The organism is Nonomuraea turcica (assembly GCF_030718205.1).
Lineage (GTDB): Bacteria > Actinomycetota > Actinomycetes > Streptosporangiales > Streptosporangiaceae > Nonomuraea.
Genome location: NZ_JAUZQF010000012.1, coordinates 49956 through 68065 on the forward strand (window position 1 = coordinate 49956; position 18110 = coordinate 68065).

An 18110-nucleotide genomic window follows, 5' to 3' on the forward strand; every position below is an offset into this window, starting at 1 on the left:
GCCGGTCAGGCGTAGCGCGTGGACTCCAGCAGCCAGTCCAGGTGCGCGCGGGGCGCCGCCAGATAGGCGCAGGCCACCTTGCTGACGTCCCTCGCCGCCTTGGGCGCCAGATCGTCCAGCGGCAGCCGCCTGGCCGCCGCCTGCATGTCCTCGCAGCGCCGGACGATCCTGTCCAGCACCCAGCCCGTCGCCTCCCGCTCGCTCAGCCCGAGCTGGCGCATCGCCAGCACGACGAAGTTGTGCACGTCGCCGTGCTCCTTCGGCCGCGAGGCCACGTCGTTGCACCAGGCGGTGACGTCGCTGCAGGCGTTCACCAGTTGCTGCCAGGGCTCGGACTCATGCACCCAGGCCGGCACCTCCACCCGCAGGCACGGCTCGACCAGGTCGTACAGGTACGGCCCCACCGTGCCCCTGCGCAGCGCCGGGTACTCCTCCAGCGTCGGCATCCGGCCCGCCGCCCGGTTGTCGGCCTCGGTACGGCAGGCGTCGTGCTGGCGTTGCAGGCCCACCGCGAACCTGGCCCGCCACCGGTCGCTCATCCGCACGCTCGTCACCCGCCACAGGTCCGCGAACGCCGCCTCCAGCGGGTGGCGCACCGCCCCCTTGAGCATGCCGGTGAAGACTTCCAGCCGGCACTCGCCCTCGTCCAGCTCGTCGTCCAGGTGGAACAGCCACGTCAGCCACTGCGCGAACAACGCCGCCGCCGCCGCGTCGAACTCGGCGAACGCCCGGCCCGCCATCCGGTGGAAGCCGACGCCGGGATCGGCCCGCAGGCCCGTCCTCCTGGCCCAGTCGATGACAGCGGCCTCGATCGCGTACACGGCCGGGTGCATCCGGCACGGCTGAGCCATCGCCGGCACGCGTTCGATGAGCGGCAGCAGCGCGAGGGCCGCGGCGCCGCCCCGGCGCGGCAGCGGCATCATCGAGGTCAGCACGGAACGCAGCGCGGTGCGCACCGTGGCGAACACGGTGGTCGTCATCGTGATGCTCACAGGGGACCGAAAAGCCAGTTGCCGGCGGCATTCGGGTCGTCGCTGCGGTAGTACTCGGAGGCCGCCGCGACCAGCCCGTCCACGGTCAGCGTGCCCCTGTCCGCCCGGTCGAGCCGGTCGAACGCCTCCTCCACGTCGTCGTAGGCGACGCCGAACGCGCACAACATGGTGCGGAACTCGGCGAGGTCGATCTCGCCGTCCCGATCGCCGTCGCACAGCTCCGCCACCGCCACCGTCGCCGGCCTGAACACCGGCTCGTACTGATCGCCGATGACGAACGCGGCCGTCATGGCGGTGCGGAAGTCCGGGCGCGCGATGCCGGAGTCGCCGTCGCGCTCCAGCGCCTTCGCCAGAGCGGACCAGATGCCGTCGAAGCTGTCGACGAGGCTAGCCCCGGTGACCGACGTGGGGGACTCCCCGAAGCCCACCAGGATGCGGGCGCCCAGCCCCAGCAAGTCCTCACGCTCGACGACGCCGTAACCGCTCGCGTCGATGTGGTCGAACGCCCGATCGAGCTTGTGATTGAGCAGGTCGATAGCCACCAATGCCTCCCCCGAGACTGACTGCGTGATCACAGTAAGGCGGGGCGGGGGCTTTGTCAGCGAGGCACGCACCGGCTTGTTCACCGGCACCCCCCGTAACGTGTGCGAAACACGGACACGGCATCCTGGTAGGAGACCTGTACTGTCTTCATGAGGGGATGCCTTGGACCGCCAGCAGGAGTTCGTGCTCCGCACGCTCGAGGAACGCGACATCCGGTTCATCCGGCTCTGGTTCACCGACGTTCTCGGCTTCCTCAAGTCCGTCGCCATCGCACCGGCCGAGCTCGAGGGGGCCTTCGCCGAGGGCATCGGCTTCGACGGCTCCGCCATCGAGGGCTTCGCCCGCGTCTACGAGTCCGACATGCTCGCCAAGCCGGACCCGTCGACGTTCCAGATCCTGCCCTGGCGCAGCGAGACGCCGGGTGCCGCGCGCATTTTCTGTGACATTCTCATGCCGGACGGCTCGCCGTCGCACGCCGACCCGCGCTGGGTGCTCAAGCGCACCCTCGCCAAGTGCGCCGACATGGGCTTCACGTTCTACACCCACCCAGAGATCGAGTTCTTCCTGCTGAAGAACCGGCCCGAGACCGGCGAGCGGCCCGAGCCCATCGACTCCGGCGGCTACTTCGACCACACGCCGCACAGCTCCGGGCACGACTTCCGGCGCCAGGCGATCATGATGCTCGAGTCGATGGGCATCTCCGTCGAGTTCAGCCACCACGAGGGCGCACCCGGCCAGCAGGAGATCGACCTGCGCTACGCCGACGCGCTCACCACGGCCGACAACATCATGACCTTCCGGCTGGTCATGAAGGAGGTCGCGCTCGAGCAGGGCATCTGGGCCTCGTTCATGCCCAAGCCGTTCACCGAGCACCCCGGCTCCGGCATGCACACCCACATGTCGCTGTTCGAGGGCGACAGGAACGCCTTCTACGAAGCCGGCTCCGACTACCGGCTGTCCAAGATCGGGCGCTCGTTCATCGCCGGGCTGCTCAAGCACGCCGCCGAGATCACCGCCATCACCAACCAGTGGGTCAACTCCTACAAGCGGCTGTGGGGCGGCGCCGAGGCCATCGCGGGCCAGGGCGGCGAGGCGCCCTCCTACGTGTGCTGGGGCCACAACAACCGCTCGGCCCTGGTGCGGGTGCCGATGTACAAGCCGCACAAGGGCGGCTCGACGCGCATCGAGTTCCGCTCCCTCGACTCGGCGTGCAACCCCTACCTGGCGTTCGCGCTGATCCTCGCGGCCGGGCTGAAGGGCATCGAGGAAGGCTACGAGCTGCCGCCCGCGGCCGAGGACAACGTCTGGACGCTGACCAGCGCCGAGCGGCGGGCCCTCGGCATCCAGCCGCTGCCCGGCTCGCTCAACGACGCGATCGAGGTCATGGAGCGCAGCGAGCTGGTGGCCGAGACGCTGGGCGAGCACGTCTTCGACTTCTTCCTGCGTAACAAGCGGTCGGAGTGGCGCGAATACCGCCGCCACGTGACGGAGTTCGAGCTCGGCCGCTACCTGCCGGTCCTCTGACCCGCGTGCGCTGACGGCCGCCCGGCGCTCATGGACACGTGCGCCGGGCCGCTCGCTCAGCGGCGGTGGGACATGATGATCAGGTCATCGTCCGCCACCGCATGGGTGACGGAGAAGCCCTCCGACTCGTAGAGCGCCCGGGCGCGCCGGTTGGCCGCCCGGACGTCCAGCCAGACGCGCCCGGCGCCGTGGTGTTCGTAGGCGCGGGCGAGCGCCGCCCTGAGCAGCGCCCGCCCCTGAGCAGCGCAGCGCCGCCCCGGATCGACCACCATCCTGCGCAACTCGATGACACCGTCCCCGCCGCTCAGCCCGGCCAGCACCGCGAACCCCGCCACCGCGCCGTCGTGCTCGGCGACGACGTGATCCTGATCCGGGTCGGCCAGCGCACGCTCGTGCCAGGCCAGGCCCGTCTTGCCCAGCCACGCCGCCGTGTCGCGGTCATCCTCCCAGGCGGTGAGCAGCGGCAGGTCCTCGGCCGTGGCGGGACGGATCATCGACATGCGGGCAGGATAGCCAGCCGATCACTCGCCTTGGAACTCGCGGACCTCGACCGGGAGCAGCGCCACCGCCTCTGCCATCTTGCGGCCCCACTCAAGCGCCGTCTCCATGTCGGGCGCCTGGATGATCGTGAACCCGCCGATGTGCTCCTTGCCCTCCGTGTACGGCCCGTCGGTGGTGAAGGCCTCGCCGGCCCGCATCCGGATCACGCGCGCCTGGTCGGCGGGCTGCAGCCCGCCGGAGAAGACCCACGCGCCGGCGTCCTTCATCTCCTTGTCGAGGGCGTTGAGGTCCTGCATGATCGGGTCCAGGATCTCGGGTGCCGGCGGCGGCCCGTCGCCCTGGTAGATGGTGAGCACGTACTGCTTCATGGATGTTTCCTTTCCTTCAGATCTCACCCCTTACACGAACGACGTCCGCCCGGATCGACACCCGGGAACGAAAAAGCGGGTCACGTCATCGACGTGACCCGCTTTTCGGAAACTTCTACTTGTTGACGTGCTTGTACAGGTATACGGCTGCCTTCTTCATCGCGGCCGTGCTCTTGCCCGTACGGTGCCGCTCCGCGGCCGCTACGGCCTTGGAGAGGGTCGTCTTCCCATGCACCTTGGCCGAGCCGTTGTACACGCCGTGCGCGTAGTTCAGCCAGGCGGCCAGCAGCTCACGGTCGAGCAGCGCCTTGGCGGCCTTGCTCTTGGTGCCGAGCACCTTGTACGCCTTGGCCAGGGTGGTCGCGTCGGTCAGCTCGGGGAAGATCTTGCTGCCGTTCTGGGCCAGCGTCAGATAGCACACGAGCGTCTTGTCGCTCAGCGAGCCCTTGTTCTTCAGCATCTCCTTGGCCCAGGTCTTGGCGCTCAGCGGCTTGGTGCCCTTGCCCCGCGTGCAGTTGTCGGGGACCGGAACCAGGTCGATGTTCACTCCCGGGTCTCCGGGACCGCCCGTGTGGGTGTGCGTCGGAGTCGGGCTCGGCGTCGGCGACTTCGTGGTCGTGGGCGTCGTCGTCGGGGTGGCCGTAGGCGTCGCGGTCGGGGAGGCCGTGGCGGTCGGGGAGGTGGTGGGCGTCGCCGTCGGGCTCTGGGTCGCCTTGGGCGGCAGCGCGTCCGTCAGGTTGATCCGCTTAGTGGTCACCTGACTGTTGCCGCTCTCGTAGGTAATGCTCCTGCCGGTGGTCTGCAGCTTCGCGGCGAGCTCTCCGGCGGACAGGTTCGGGTACGCCTGCCGCATGAGCGCCAGCGCACCGGCCACGTGCGGGGCCGCCATCGAGGTGCCACCGGCCGAGCCGTAGGTGTTGTCCGGCACGGAGGAAATGATGTTCACGCCGGGAGCGAACAGGTCGAGCAGCGGGCCGCGGTTGCCGAAGCCGGCCGGGGAGTCATTGTCATCGGTGGCACCGACCGTGAGTGCCTTGGAAAGGCAGGCCGGGCTGGCGACGCCGTCCTCGTGATATTCGTTACCCGAGGCGATGACCGTGGTCACACCAGCCCCTAGCAGCGAGGCGACCTCGGGCGCGAGCGTGCCGTAGGCCGGGTCGTTGTCGCAGTGCGTGGTGTGCTTCGGCCCACCGCCGAGGCTCATGTTGACCGCCACGACCTTGTGCTGGGCGCGGACGCTTTCTACGTACTGGAGTGCGGCCTTCTGGAGAGAGTCGAAGCTCGCGAAACACGGCGCGGTGGTGTCCAACTCCTCCTGGCAGACGGGTCCGTCGAACCTGACGAACACCTGGATGGGCAGAATGCCCGCCTCCGGGGCGACGCCGTTTGCTGGAGCGCTGCCCGTCTTCTTGCCCGCCGCGATGCCTGCGACATGCGTGCCATGGGCGCACTCGTTCTGCCCCGACGCCATGCATTGCGGGATCTCGGTGTTGGCAGCGCCTGCGCCCACCTGGAGCGGCAGGCCGTTGGGGCACAGCGAGCGGGCCTTGTAGTACGTGTCGGTGGTACTGGCGGAAAAGCAGGCCTCGTCAACGATCCGGCCCGTGAAGAACGGGTGGTCGCGGTCGATGCCCGTGTCCAGGATCGCGATGGTGGAGCCCGCGCCCGTCCAGCCGGCCTCGTTGGCCTTGTCCGAGCCGATCAGCGCGGTGCTCTGTGCGAGCGTCGGCTTGCTCAGCCGGTCCTCGTAAATGGCCGCGATCCGGTCATCGGTCTTGATCGTGTTGAGCGTGCTGGCGTCCAGAGTGGCGACCAGGAACTCGTCGGACATCGTCTTGTCGACGACCCTGGTCTCGCTGGACGCGGCCTCCGTCTTCTCGGCCACTTTCGCGACGCTCTCGCCCGGCTTCAGCTCGATGATCGCGCGTACCTTCTCGCCCGATTTCACATCGGCCGTGACGCTCTTGGCGACCTCGGGGTCGCCGGCGCTCGCCTGGGCGGGCGCGGCGACGGCCAGCAAGGCCGTCGTAGTCATGACGAGCGCAGATGCGCTCGCCAGTAGAGACCGCAGTCTCACAGGACCTCCGGGGGGTTGAGGGGACCCACCCATCAGCGGACATGCGGGCATGCGAGCAGAGCTCAGCGACGCCCGCGCTTCCCCGTGGCTGATGTTGGAACGCTTCCCCGCTTATGTCTGAGCGGCAAGCGTATGGAGTGACCGGAGAAAACGGTGGGAATGAGGTTATTCCGTTATGTGGAAATCTTGGTGTGTTGAATTGCCGGTCGGGCCGTCGAAGACGATGGATCCCAGGAGGGCGGCCTCGGCGCGGTCGAGGATGCGGGCGCCGGAGGCCGGGGCCGGGTCACCGTTCTTGACCCGCGCCACCAGGTCCCCCCACCTGCGCTGGTGGCGGGCGAACGTGCGGGGCGCGACCACCCTGCCCCTGGCTCGCTGCCCGGCCAGCGCCGCCTCCGCCGGGGCGTCCAGCAGGAGCAGGTGGAAGGCGGCGCCGTGGCGGCGGGCCAGCCAGGCGAAGCCGCGCAGCACGTACGGGCCGCAGCCCCGGTTGTGGGCGATGACCGACTGCCCGCCGGCCAGCGCGCGGCGGATGCGGGTCAGGTGGGTGACGAAGACGACGGCGCGGCGCAGCGGATAGGGGGCCCAGGTCATGCGGCCGTCCCAGTGGCGCCGGGACTGCGAGGAGTCGATCACCATGACCATGTCCCTCACGACGGGCGCGCTCTCCGCGCCGTGCAACCCGTACAGGCGTTGCAGCAGGGTGGTCTTGCCCGCGCCGGGGAGCCCGGTCAGGATGACCAAGGACCCGGACGGGTAGCGCACCATCGCGCCCTGCACAGGCTCACTTCGCACGGATCCGTGTCCCCTTCTTCCGATCACGCTGGCAACTTCTCTCCGATCACGCCGGCAACGCCCAGCCTCGCCGAGGCAGCAAGCTGGCGCGCACCTTAGAGGTTATGAATTCAACCGGGCGGTGAGCGTGGCCAGTTCGTCGCGCAGCGCGCCGTGGGTGTGGGCGAGCTCGACCAGCGCCTTGCGGGTCTCGGCCAGTTCGGCGGCGATCTGGGCGAGCTCGGCCTCGGTACGGCGCTCCAGCGCCGCCGTGCGCTCGAACCGCTCGACGAACCAGGAGGCGATGGCGGCGGTGACGACGCCGGCCAAGGCGATGCCGGCGATCATCAGGCCGGACGCCACCATGCGGCCCTCGGCGGTGACCGGGAAGCGGTCGCCGTACCCGACGGTGGTCATCGTGGTGAGCGACCACCACAGCGCGTCGCCGATGGTCTTGATGTTGCTGTCGGGGATGTCACGTTCCACGTCGAGCACGGCGATGCTGCCGACCATGCACAGGAACAGCGCTGTGCCCGTCACGTACACGACGGCACGCAGGCGCAGCGGGAGCTGTACACGTTCGGCGATGACCTGGAGCAGCAGCAGTGCCCGCAGCAACCACAGCGGCCGCAGGAGGGGGAGGAGGACGACCAGGAGCGAGGGGATGTTCCTGAGGAGGAAGCGCAGCCGGCGGGGCGCGAGGGCGACGCGGATCAGATAGTCGGCGGTGAACAGGGCCCAGGTGGTGACCTGGACATACCAGAAGGCCTTGTGCGCGGCGGGAGACAGGTCGGGGACGAGGACGGGGATCGCCCAGCTCAAGAGGAACCCCGTGCCGATGGCGAGGAGCGCCACGCTGGTGCGTCGCTCCCAGGAGGTCAGCCGGTCCATGCGGACAGTCTGCACCGGTCGGCCCGTATTAGGGGGATTGGTCGCGACACGCGGGATTTCCGGGCTAAAGTACGGGCAACGCCTTGATCGGCCTCACATCGGGATCGCTCCCGGAGTGAGGCCGATTTTCGTTGCTTCTGACCCTTGAGTCACGCTTGTGCCATGTGCGGTGCCTAACCTCATGGTGAGGGTGGGGAAGTTTCGGACCCGGTCGAGGCGTTATGGGAGGGGTACGGAGCACCCGGCACCCCCGCCCTCTGGGCAAACGGGTGGTCCAGGTAAAATTGGCCCTCTCTTTATGGTATTTCCGGACTTTGCGCCTCATGTGGCGATATTGGAGGATGTGGCATGACGACGGCTGCCCTGCAGACCGTATTGACCGTTCCCCAGCGTTTCCGCGGGCCCGAGGGAGTCGCCAACGGCGGCTGGATCGCGGGCACTATGGCGGAGGCGCTCAACGGTGGTCGATCAGCCGTCGAGGTCACGCTCCATGCCCCCACACCGCTGGAGACCGAGCTTCGGCTGGAGCACGTCGCCAACTCCGCGTCCCTCTCGCACGACGACAAGCTGCTCGTCGAGGCCATCCCCGTGGCCGAGGATCTGGAGGGGCCCGGGTTCGTGGCGTTCAACGACGCCGCCCGCGCCGAGGCCGGGTTCGTGGGGCTGAAGGCGCACCCGTTCGCCGAGTGCTTCGCGTGCGGGCTGCGCGAGCCGGGTGACGGCCTGCGCATCTTCCCCGGCCCGGTCGAGGGCACGGACCTGGTGGCCGCCGGCTGGCGGGTGCCGTTCACGGTGTCGGGCGAGGACGGGGTGCCCGCCTCGATCATCGGCGCCGTGCTCGACTGCATCACCGGCTGGGCGCACTTCGGCCCCGGCGAGACCGCCCTGCTCGGCAGGCTGGCCCTGCAGATGCACCGGCCCGTCCAGCCCGGTGGCCGCTACTCGGTGGTGGCCCGCCCGACCGGCCGCGACGGCCGCAAGATGTACGGCCAGAGCGCCATCTACGAGATGGACGGCACGCTGGTGGCCGCCGCCCGCGCCACGTGGATCGCTCCACGCTGACCTTACGCCGGCCATACAGGCGGTGACCGATCATGCCGCGATGGCGGGAAATTCGTTACTCAAGCTGACTCCGGTCTTCGGGGCCGCCGCCGTCGCCATCTACCTGATCGGCTACGAGCAGACGGCGAACTTCGCGAGCACGGGCATCCGGCGCCCGCTCGAGGAAGTGCTCGCGGCCCAGCGCGTCGTCACGGACGTGGTGATGGAGCCGACCGCGTTCGCCTGCGTGTTCTTCACCCTGGCCGCGCTCTCCTTCTGGCACCTGGCCAGGGCGCGGCCGACCTCCCGCGTCCTGCTGGTGGCGGGCCTGCTGACGCCGCCTTACCTGCTCGGCCTGTACGTCGTGGGCAAGGCCAACCCGGCGAACCACCTGCTGCGGCTCGGGCGGGAGGCGGCCGACGACGGCCATTCCGTCGCGCCCGAGGTGATCGGTCTCGGCTGGAGTCCTGCCGCGCTCGCCGTGGTCCTGGCCGCGGCGGCGATCGCGCAGGTCTGGGGCGTGCTGCGGCTGGCCCGCGGCCTGGGGCCGTGCGCGGGGGGCGGGTGCTGGCGGGCATGGTGACCCCTGTCTACGTGCTCGGCCTGTCGGCGGTGAGCCGCTCCACGACGGTCCTCACGCAGCGGTCGTCGAACATGATCGTGTAGTGGTTGCAGTCGGGGATCATCTCCTCCCGCAGCCCGGGCAGCCGCGCCGCCCACGGGGCGGTCAGGTCGTCGGGGAGCAGGCCGACGTCCTGGTTGAGCAGCCCGCGCGGCGCCCTGAGGAGCAGCAGCGGCGACGTGATCGCCTCCAGCGCCGCCCCCGCCCGGTCTTGCTCGGTGTTGAGCCACCGCCCGTCCTGCAGCACCGCCTCGCCCACGACCCGCGACCGCAGCGCGCCCTCGGGCCCGGTCAGGTCGTAGCGGACATACGCCTCGACGTCGTCGTTCCAGTGCCCTGTGAAGGCCGGATGGCTCTTGAAGAAGTCGACGTACGCCTGCGCCGACGGGTACGTCTGCCGCAACCGCGCCAGGGCGGGCCCCAGCGTGGCCTGCAGCGCCACGTCCGGGTCCACGCCCTCGGGCAGTCGCGGGAACGGGATCCCGCCGTCCACCAGCACCACCCTGGCCCAGTCCCGCTGGGCGGCGGCCAGCGCGGCGACGTACGCGCCCATGGAGTGGCCGGTCAGCACCGCGTCCGGCCCTGCCCCCACGTGGCCGGCGACCCGCAGCACGTCCTCGGCGTGCCTGGGCAGCCCGTACGGACCGGGCAGCGAGGCGCTGTGCCCGCGCCCGCGCAGGTCCATCGCGACCAGCGACCACCCTTCGGGCAGCCGCCGCCCCACCGCGCCCCACGCCATGAGCGAGGCGGTGATCCCGTGCACCGCGATGATCACCCGCGGCCCGTTCCCGAACGTGGCGATCCGCAGCCCGCCTACCTCTTCGACCCTCATATTCGGATCTTAAGGACAAACCTTCAGGTAGGGCGCACCGGTCACGTACCGCTTCCACTCGGCGCCGCTCAACGGCACACCCGCGCGGGCGCACACCGCGGCGGCCACGTGGCCGGGGCCGACGAGCTGCTCGCGCACCATTCCCGAGCCGTCGAGCTCCACCACCTTGGACCCGTCCGCGGAGAACGCCAGCGCCATCGGCCCCTCCACCGCCCCGTCGCGCAGCACCCCCAGGTCCGCCCCCGCCGCCAGGTCGAACAGCTGGACCCGCCCGTCCTGGGTGGTCACCGCCGCCACGTCCTCGCGCGGTGACCTGGCCGCGACGGCGCCGCGGCCGCCGAGCCGGCCCCGGATCGGCTCCCCGGACTGGCGGTGCGTGGCCACGTCGTACACCGTCACCCGGCCGCGCGAGTCCACCGCCGCCACCTTGCCGCCGTCCCTGGTGAACATCACGCCGGTGATCGTGGTCCCCTGTCCGGTGCCGCCGAAGGCCCCGCCGCGGCGCGTGCCCGACGCGGCGTCGAAGAGCTGCTGCGCGTCCGACGCCGCCGCCAGGGTCGTGCCGTCGGGGGAGAACACCATGTCCCGGATCTCGTCCACGTGGGCCGACCACAGCGGGCGGCGGGCCCGCCAGTCCCACGCCCGCAGCGTGTATGTGGTCTCTTCGTCCAGGTCGGCGGCCTCCAGCACACCCGCCAGCCGCGTCCCGTCGGGACTGAACGCCAGCAAGGTCGTGTTGGAGAACTCGCCGATCGGCCAGCGGGCCAGCTCCCGCCGCGTGCTCGTGTCCAGGACCGTGATCGTGCTGCTGCCCCCCACGGCCGCCAGCCGCCCGTCCGGGCTGAGTGCCAGTGCGCCGGCCCCATCGGCGTCCGGCCTGCGCTGCACGGGCTTTCCTGAAGGCTTGCCTGGCGTGGTCAGGTGGATCGCGTAGAGGTCCCCTGTGGCCAGCACGCGCCCGGGGACGAGCGCGGTCAGCGACCACCCGATGCCCCCCGGCTCCGGACGCTCCCCGGTCAGGTCGGCGAGGTCCACGGTGACGACACGGTCCTCGTTCAGGTACCGCAACGTGTGCCCGTCGAAGGCGGCCTGGGGGACCGGCTGAGCGTCGTCGTCCGCTCCGCCGGGCAACGACAGCGCCGTGAGGAAGGTGCTGTGACGCCGCCACACCTGGATCCCGGTACGGGTCACCGACGCCAGCAGCAACCCGTCCCGGCTGAAGGTGAGCTCGCCCTCGTTCCAACTCGTCCCGTCCGAGCCGATCTGCCAGGAGGCGCCGTCCTTCAACGAGGTCTCCTGAAGCCCGCGGCGCACCCTCTCCAGCAGCGATCGGCCGTCCGGGGTCAGCGCGAGCGGGAGCCCGCACGCGTCGCATCGCTCTGCGGCCGGCCGCGTGGACCTCCTGGCCAGGTCGGGCAGGCGCAGCAGGTCGATCCGCCCAGGCGTGTCCATGGCGTAGATCGCCTCGCCCGAGGGCGTCATGGCGCCCAGTGTCGCCTTGGTCCTCACCCGGGTGCCGCGTTCCAGATCCCACACGTGGTTGTCCTCGCCGTCCCACGCCAGCACGTACCGGTCCACGGTCCCGTACGCGAAGAACATCGGCGTGGACTTCTTGCCGTATGCCCACGAGCGCGTCACCTTGCCCGTCCGCAGATCCCAGACGTCGGCCCGCGCGGCGGTCGCCACCACCACGTAGCGTTTGCTGGGCGACAGCGCCGCACTGACCAGGGGTTCACCTGCGATGCCCAGCCTGGCGATCCCGCCCGTCCGCCGGCCGGTAGGCACGTCCCACAACCGGATCGCGTCCTCGCCGACGCTGGCCAGCGTCCTGCCGTCCAGGCTCAGCATCCGCAGCGTCTCAGCGGCCGTCGCCGGATCCCTGAACGACGCCACCTCCCGCTGCGCCAGCGAGGCCGTCAGCGCCGCGCGCGTCTGCGGCGTGCGGTGCAGCCGCCACGACGCCACGCTGAGCTGCATCGCCATCCGCGGGTCGCTGTGCCGCAGCGTGCCCGCCAGCTGCGCCAGCCTGGCCGCCTCCGCCTGGTCGCGCTGGGCGGCGATGTGCGCGGCCCGCTCGTCGGCCAGCCCGCCCTGGTACACGGCCAGCCCGGCGGCGACCAGAGCGATTACCAGCAGGCCGCCGAGCGAGAGCGTCACGAGCCGGTCCCGCCTGGCCCTGCGCGCCCGCATCCGCGCGCCCGCCGCCAGAAAGTCCCGTTCGAACGGCGACAACGTGATGTTCCTGCGGGCCGTGGCCGCCCACTGGAGCGCGTTCTCCAGGCTGTGGCCATGGAACAGGTCGCCGTCCCTGCGCCCGGCGCGCTCCCATCGCCGCGCCGCCGCCAGGATCTCCCGGTGCACGGACAGGCCGTCCCGGTTGGCGTCCACCCAGCGGCGGTAGCGCGGCCAGGCGTGCGGCAGCGCCGGCCGGGTCAGCCAGACCTGCTCGCCGTCCCTGCCCAGCAGGTACGCGAACACCTCCAGGATCCGCGTCACCGCCGACACCTCGGGCAGCGGCCGGCCGTCCACCAGCTCGGCCAGCGCCGCGCGCCGCGCCGACAGCTCGCCCCGCTCGCCCACCGTGACGAGTCTGAGGAACACCTCCGGCGCGAGCTCCCGCTCCTCCTGGCCGAGGTGCTCGTACGCCTCCTCGGCCAGCGTCCCGAGCGCCGGGTCCGCCGTGGCCGCCGTCACACCGGCCGCCTCCCTGCCGCCTTCGGCGAGGAGATGCGCGGTGTCCGTCCCGGTATGCCCGCTGACCAGGGACAGCAGCAGCTCCCGCGCCGTCGGCCGATGCAGCGGCTCCTTGCTGAGCGTGGCGGCCACGAGTGGGCGCAACGCCTCCGGCAGCACGCTCAGGTCGGGGACGGCCGACAACACCCGGTGCATGACCCCGCCCAGGCTCTCGGCCTCGAACGGATCCTTTCCCGTCGCCGCGTACAGCATGATCGCGCCCCACGCGAACACGTCCGCAGGCTTGCCGGCCCGCTGCCCGGTGAAAACCTCCGGCGCCATGTACGTCGGCGTCCCCGTCACCAGCCCGGTGCTGGTGAGTGACATCTCGGCCGTCCTGGCGACACCGAAGTCGATCACTCGCGGGCCGTCCGAGCCGAGCAGCACGTTGTCCGGCTTGAGGTCGCGGTGGATCACGTCCGCGTCGTGGATCGCGGTCAGCGCGGTGGCCACCGCCGCCCCCAGCCGGTGCAGGTCGCCGCCGGTGAACCGGCGTCCCTCCGCGACCGCCCCGCGCAGGCTGGGGCCCTCGACGTACTCGCTGACGATGTACGGCCTGGCCTCCTCCAGCCGCGCCTCGATGACCCTGGCCGTGCAGAAGGCGGCCACCCGCTGTGCCGCGGTCACTTCCCTGGCCAGCTGCGCGGCCTGGCCGCGGTGCAGCACCTTGATCGCCACCCGCCGGCCGTCCTCGGCGTACGCCTCGTAGACGACCCCCTGGCCGCCCGCTCCGAGCCGTCCGGCCAGCCAGTAGTCCCCGAGCCGCTGGGGATCGTCCTCGCTCAACATCTCCACGGCGTGTTGGATGATACGTTTGGGACGAAAGTTCCGGATAAATTACCTGGTATGCGCATCACCGTAATCGAGCACGAGGCCGAGGCCGGGCTCGGGTATCTCGGCGGCTGGCTGGGAGCGACCTGCGAAGTCGTGCGGCCGTACCTGGGGGAGGACGTGCCCGAGCGGGCCGCCGACGGCCTGATCGTGCTCGGCGGTGCGGCGGCGGCGTGGGAGGACGAGCGCAGCCCCTGGCAGCCGGCCACCCGTGACCTGCTGCGCCGCGCGGTGGACGAGGCCACGCCCACGCTCGCCATCTGCCTGGGGGCGCAGCTGCTCACCATGGCCTGCGGGGGCACGGTGGAGCGGGGCGCCGGCGGGCTGGAGGTGGGCGCATGCGAGGTGGTCACGCTGCCCGAGGCCGCCACCGACCGGCTGCTGTCGGGCGTCGGCACGGCCGTGGCCATCCAGTATCACCAGGACGCCATGACGCGGCTGCCGGACGGGGCGGTGCCGTTGATGACCGGCTCCCCGTACCCGAACCAGGCCTACCGGCTCGGCGAGGCCGCCTGGGCGGTCCAGTTCCATCCCGAGGCCACGCCCGAGATCTTCGCCTCCTGGACGGCCGAGTCGGATCTGGAGGCGGCCGAGGAGCTGAACGCCCAGGTCAAGGCCGCCGAAAGGGCCCTCGTGACCACGTGGCGCCCGGTCGCGCAGGCCTTCGCCGACGTGGTCAGAGCCGCCGCCCGCCCCTGACCCGCGGCCCACCGAGCGCTGGACGTAGCGTCTGGCCCGCCCCTGACCCACGGCCCCTCGGCGCCGGGCGTCGCGCCTCGTCCGCTCGCCGCCCGCGCGGCCTGCGCGGCACCCGCCCGGCGCGGGCCGCGCGGGTGGGCGAGCGCGTGGGCGATCGCATGCACGCCGCCCAGCACCAGCGGGAAAGCCGCCGTCGCCGCCAGGCCCGCGCGCCCGGAACGCACCGGCACCCCTTCGGACCGCAGCCGCCGCCACGCCCACACCGAGAAGGGGATCACCACCACGGGGGCGGTCACCGCCCCGGGCATGTACCCACGGGTCGCGGCCACCTGCGCCAGGTGCGCCACCCCATGCGCGCCGAAGCCGGCCAGCGCCGCCTGGAAGACCGGGCTCCGCCCGCCCGTGCGCGCCCCCAGGGCCGCCGCCCCCGCCATCACCCCGCCCATGAGCCCGATGGCCACGTTGACGTGCCGCTGCGGCACCTCCAGCCGTTCCCAGGGAATCCAGGGAAGCCGCTCCTCCAGCCGCGGCCGGGCGGCTCGCGTCCATCCCGCCATGGTCGCCAGCTCCTCCGCGTCGTGCACGGCCCACGCCGCGAGCAGCCCCCACGTCACCGTCGCCGGAACCCGTCCCACGTTCACCCGTCCCACGTTCACCCCTCCCACCGAAACACAACGCAACGTTGCGTTCGATGCTACGGCGGCCGGCGCGAGTGCTGTCAAGATGGAGAGGTGCCCAGGATCGAATCGACCACCGCGCGCCTCGCCAAGCTCGGCTTCGCCGACGGCGCCAGGGCGGCCCAGCTCGTCCGCCAGGCCGGCACCGACCTGGACGACCTCCTGGAGTCGCTGGTGGACGTGGCCGACCCCGACCTGGCACTGGTCTCGCTGACTCGGCTGATCGAGCGCGAGCCCGCCGTGCTCGGCACCCTCCGCCAAGACGACGACCTCAAGGTCAGGCTGCTGGCCGTGCTCGGCGTCAGTGCCGCCCTGGGCGAGCACCTCGTCCGTCACCCCGCCCAGATCGCGTGGCTGGCCGAGCCGCAGCCGGGCGAGGCGCGAGCCGAGCTGCTGCGCGCGGTCGGCGCCGATCCGGATGCCCCCGAGCCGGTCGCCACGGGCGAGAGGACGCTGGTGGCGCTGCGGGTCGCCTACCGGGGCAGGCTCACGCACCTGGCGGCGCGCGACCTGACCGGCCAGGCCTCGCTCCAGGAGGTCATGGCCGAGCTGTCCGACCTCGCGGGCGCCGCGCTGGAGGCCGCCCTGGCCATCGCGCGGGCGGAGGTGGACGCGAGCGACGTACGCCTCGCGGTCGTGGGCATGGGCAAGTGCGGCGCCAGGGAGCTCAACTACATCAGCGACGTGGACGTGATCTTCGTGGCCGAGCCGCGCGAGGACGCCGACGAGGCCAAGGCACTGCGTACCGCGACCAGGCTGGCCCAGGCCATGATGCGGGCCTGCACCGCGACCACGCCCGAGGGCTCGCTGTGGGAGGTGGACGCCGGCCTGCGTCCCGAGGGCCGCTCCGGGCCGCTGGTCCGCACACTCGGCAGCCACCTGGCCTACTACCGGCGCTGGGCCAAGACGTGGGAGTTCCAGGCGCTGCTCAAGGCCCGGCCGGTGGCGGGCGACATGGAGCTGGGCGCCGCCTACGTCGAGGCGGTCAACGACATGGTCTGGACGGCGGCCACCCGCAAGGACTTCGTCGAGGACGTGCAGGCCATGCGCCGCCGGGTCGAGGCCCACGTGCGCTCGGAGGGGGAGCGGCAGCTCAAGCTGGGGCCCGGCGGGCTGCGCGACATCGAGTTTGCGGTGCAGCTGCTGCAGCTCGTGCACGGGCGGCTCGACCCGCTGCTGCGCCGCCGGGCCACGCTCCCCGCGCTCGCCGCGCTCTCCCGAGGAGGCTACGTCGGCCGCGACGACTCGCGCAGCCTGGCGGAGGCGTACTCGTTCCTGCGCCAGGTCGAGCACCTGCTGCAGCTGCACCGGCTGCGGCGCACGCACCTCGTGCCCACGGGCGAGGGCGACCTGCGCAGGCTGGGCCGGGCGCTGGGCATGCAGACCGACCCGGTGGGGGAGTTCACGGCCAGGTGGCGGCGGCACGCCATGGAGGCGCGGCGGCTGCACGAGAAACTCTTCTACCGGCCGCTGCTGCAGGCGGTGTCGCGGCTGCAGGAGTCCGAGGCGCGGCTGTCGGCCACGGCGGCGGCGGCCAGGCTGGAGGCGCTCGGCTACGTCGACCCGAACGGGGCGCTGCGCCACATCGGCGCCCTCACCTCCGGGGTGTCCAGGCGGGCCGCGATCCAGCGCACCCTGCTGCCGGTCATGCTGGGCTGGTTCGCCGACACGCCCGACCCGGACGCGGCGCTGCTGGGGTTCAGGCAGGTCAGCGACAAGCTGGGCAGCACGCCGTGGTATCTGCGGCTGCTGCGTGACGAGACAGCGGTGGCGGCCAGGATGTCCCGTGTGCTCGGCACCAGCCGCTACGCGACCGGTCTGCTCATGAACGCACCCGAAGCGGTCGCCATGCTGGGCTCGGACGAGGAGCTCGCCGTGCGGCCGCGGGAGTCGCTGCGCGGCGAGGCCTCCGCCGCGGTGTCCAGGCACGTCGGCGGGGACGGCGGCGCGGAGACCGCCGTCGCCGCCGTGCGGGCGCTGCGCCGCAAGGAGCTGTTCCGCATCGCCGTGGCCGACATCTTCGGGCTCGCCGACATCGAGACGGTCGGCGGCGCCCTGTCGTCGCTGACCGACGTGACCCTCCAGGCGGCCATGGACGCCGCGCTCAGCAAGGTCGGCGATGTCTCCTCCTTCGCCGTCATCGCCATGGGCCGGCTGGGCGGCCTGGAGAGCTCCTATGCCAGCGACGCCGACGTCATGTTCGTCCACCGGCCCAAGCCCGGGGTCGAGGAGCGCAAGGCCACGGACGCCGCCTTCGCCGTGGCCAACGAGCTGCGCAGGCTGCTGTCGCTGCCGGCGCCGGACCCGCCCCTGATCATCGATCCTGACCTGCGGCCGGAGGGCCGGCAGGGCCCGCTGGTGCGCACGCTCGCCTCCTACCGCGCCTACTACTCCCGCTGGTCGTCGCCGTGGGAGGCGCAGGCGCTGCTGCGCGCCCGGTTCTCGGCGGGCGACGCCGAGCTGGGCGCGGCGTTCACCGAGATGATCGACGAGCTGCGTTACCCGCAGGGCGGGCTGCACGACGACGCGGTCAGGGAGATCAGGCGGCTCAAGGCCCGCATGGAGGCCGAGCGGCTGCCGCGCGGCGCCGACCCCGGCCTGCACACCAAGCTGGGCCCCGGCGGGCTGTCCGACGTGGAGTGGGTGGCCCAGCTGCTGCAACTGCGCTACGCGGGCACGCTGCCGTCGCTGCGCACCACGCGCACGCTGGACGCGCTGCGCGCCGCCGTGGCCGAAGAGCTGCTCACCCCCGCCGACGAGGCCGTGCTGGCCGAATCGTGGCGCTTCGCCTCCCGGATCAGGGACGCGATCATGCTGGTCAAGGGCCGTCCCGGCGACAGCGTGCCGCGCGACGCGGGCGAGCGCAAGCTCCTCGCACAGACCCTCGGCTACCCGCCGGACGGCTCGGAGGACTTCCTGAACGATTACCGCCGCGTGACCCGCCGCGCACGCCTCGTGGTAGATCGAGTCTTCTACGGGGCTTGATCCACCCCGGTGCGCCGGTG

14 protein-coding genes and 1 pseudogene are annotated in these 18110 nt (G+C 71.7%); 5 read left to right on the forward strand and 10 right to left on the reverse strand.

Translation table 11 applies throughout. The features are described from left to right. Window positions 1-5 precede the first annotated feature (5 nt). Window positions 6-980, reverse strand: a complete 975-nt coding sequence (locus tag Q9G87_RS29540; RefSeq protein WP_305919773.1) for a terpene synthase family protein — start codon at window positions 978-980, stop codon at window positions 6-8. 8 nt (window positions 981-988) lie between these two features. Beyond that, window positions 989-1534, reverse strand: coding sequence for an EF-hand domain-containing protein (locus Q9G87_RS29545; protein ID WP_305919774.1), 546 nt, complete (start codon window positions 1532-1534; stop codon window positions 989-991). 163 nt (window positions 1535-1697) lie between these two features. On the opposite strand from Q9G87_RS29545, the gene glnA reads away from it, so the two are divergent. Beyond that, window positions 1698-3059 (forward strand): type I glutamate--ammonia ligase, encoded by a 1362-nt coding sequence (glnA, locus tag Q9G87_RS29550; protein WP_305919775.1) that lies wholly within the window; start codon window positions 1698-1700, stop codon window positions 3057-3059. A 56-nt stretch (window positions 3060-3115) separates the two neighbouring features. Here glnA and Q9G87_RS29555 read toward each other — a convergent pair whose 3' ends face one another. The 5 genes from Q9G87_RS29555 to Q9G87_RS29575 form a co-directional block, all read right to left on the reverse strand. Next, on the reverse strand, window positions 3116-3559 hold the full coding sequence (locus Q9G87_RS29555; protein ID WP_305919776.1) for a GNAT family N-acetyltransferase: 444 nt from the start codon (window positions 3557-3559) through the stop codon (window positions 3116-3118). 21 nt (window positions 3560-3580) lie between these two features. Then, window positions 3581-3928 (reverse strand): YciI family protein, encoded by a 348-nt coding sequence (locus Q9G87_RS29560; protein WP_305919777.1) that lies wholly within the window; start codon window positions 3926-3928, stop codon window positions 3581-3583. 115 nt (window positions 3929-4043) lie between these two features. Then, the gene (locus Q9G87_RS29565) at window positions 4044-5963 is read right to left on the reverse strand and encodes a S8 family peptidase (RefSeq protein WP_305919778.1); all 1920 of its coding nucleotides are present in this window, start codon (window positions 5961-5963) and stop codon (window positions 4044-4046) included. 207 nt (window positions 5964-6170) lie between these two features. Next, window positions 6171-6800 carry an AAA family ATPase gene (locus tag Q9G87_RS29570; RefSeq protein ID WP_305919779.1) on the reverse strand — a complete coding sequence of 210 codons (630 nt, stop codon included), beginning with the start codon at window positions 6798-6800 and terminating at the stop codon, window positions 6171-6173. A gap of 102 nt (window positions 6801-6902) precedes the next feature. Continuing rightward, the gene (locus Q9G87_RS29575; protein WP_305919780.1) at window positions 6903-7670 is read right to left on the reverse strand and encodes a potassium channel family protein; all 768 of its coding nucleotides are present in this window, start codon (window positions 7668-7670) and stop codon (window positions 6903-6905) included. A gap of 348 nt (window positions 7671-8018) precedes the next feature. Between Q9G87_RS29575 and Q9G87_RS29580 the strand changes: the two genes are divergently transcribed. Both Q9G87_RS29580 and Q9G87_RS29585 read left to right on the forward strand, forming a co-directional pair. Next, entirely contained in the window at window positions 8019-8732 is a 714-nt protein-coding gene (locus Q9G87_RS29580; protein WP_305919781.1) for a PaaI family thioesterase, read from the forward strand. Between the two features lie 40 nt (window positions 8733-8772). Beyond that, window positions 8773-9294 (forward strand): hypothetical protein, encoded by a 522-nt coding sequence (locus tag Q9G87_RS29585; protein WP_305919782.1) that lies wholly within the window; start codon window positions 8773-8775, stop codon window positions 9292-9294. A gap of 7 nt (window positions 9295-9301) precedes the next feature. Here the strand turns inward: Q9G87_RS29585 and Q9G87_RS29590 are convergent, their stop codons facing one another. Continuing rightward, a complete protein-coding gene (locus Q9G87_RS29590) occupies window positions 9302-10165 on the reverse strand; it encodes an alpha/beta hydrolase (protein ID WP_305919783.1) in 864 nt (287 codons plus the stop codon). Between the two features lie 9 nt (window positions 10166-10174). Beyond that, window positions 10175-13687, reverse strand: a complete 3513-nt coding sequence (locus Q9G87_RS29595; protein WP_305920057.1) for a WD40 repeat domain-containing serine/threonine-protein kinase — start codon at window positions 13685-13687, stop codon at window positions 10175-10177. Between the two features lie 57 nt (window positions 13688-13744). Here Q9G87_RS29595 and Q9G87_RS29600 point away from each other — a divergent pair, with 57 nt between their 5' ends. Next, the gene (locus tag Q9G87_RS29600; protein ID WP_305919784.1) at window positions 13745-14428 is read left to right on the forward strand and encodes a type 1 glutamine amidotransferase; all 684 of its coding nucleotides are present in this window, start codon (window positions 13745-13747) and stop codon (window positions 14426-14428) included. Window positions 14429-14742: 314 nt separating this feature from the next. On the opposite strand, the pseudogene Q9G87_RS29605 reads toward Q9G87_RS29600, so the two are convergent. Beyond that, window positions 14743-14985 (reverse strand): annotated as a pseudogene (locus Q9G87_RS29605) (HXXEE domain-containing protein); the annotation flags it as partial. A gap of 174 nt (window positions 14986-15159) precedes the next feature. On the opposite strand from Q9G87_RS29605, the gene Q9G87_RS29610 reads away from it, so the two are divergent. Then, window positions 15160-18090 (forward strand): bifunctional [glutamine synthetase] adenylyltransferase/[glutamine synthetase]-adenylyl-L-tyrosine phosphorylase, encoded by a 2931-nt coding sequence (locus Q9G87_RS29610; protein ID WP_305919785.1) that lies wholly within the window; start codon window positions 15160-15162, stop codon window positions 18088-18090. The last annotated feature ends 20 nt before the right edge of the window (window positions 18091-18110 follow it).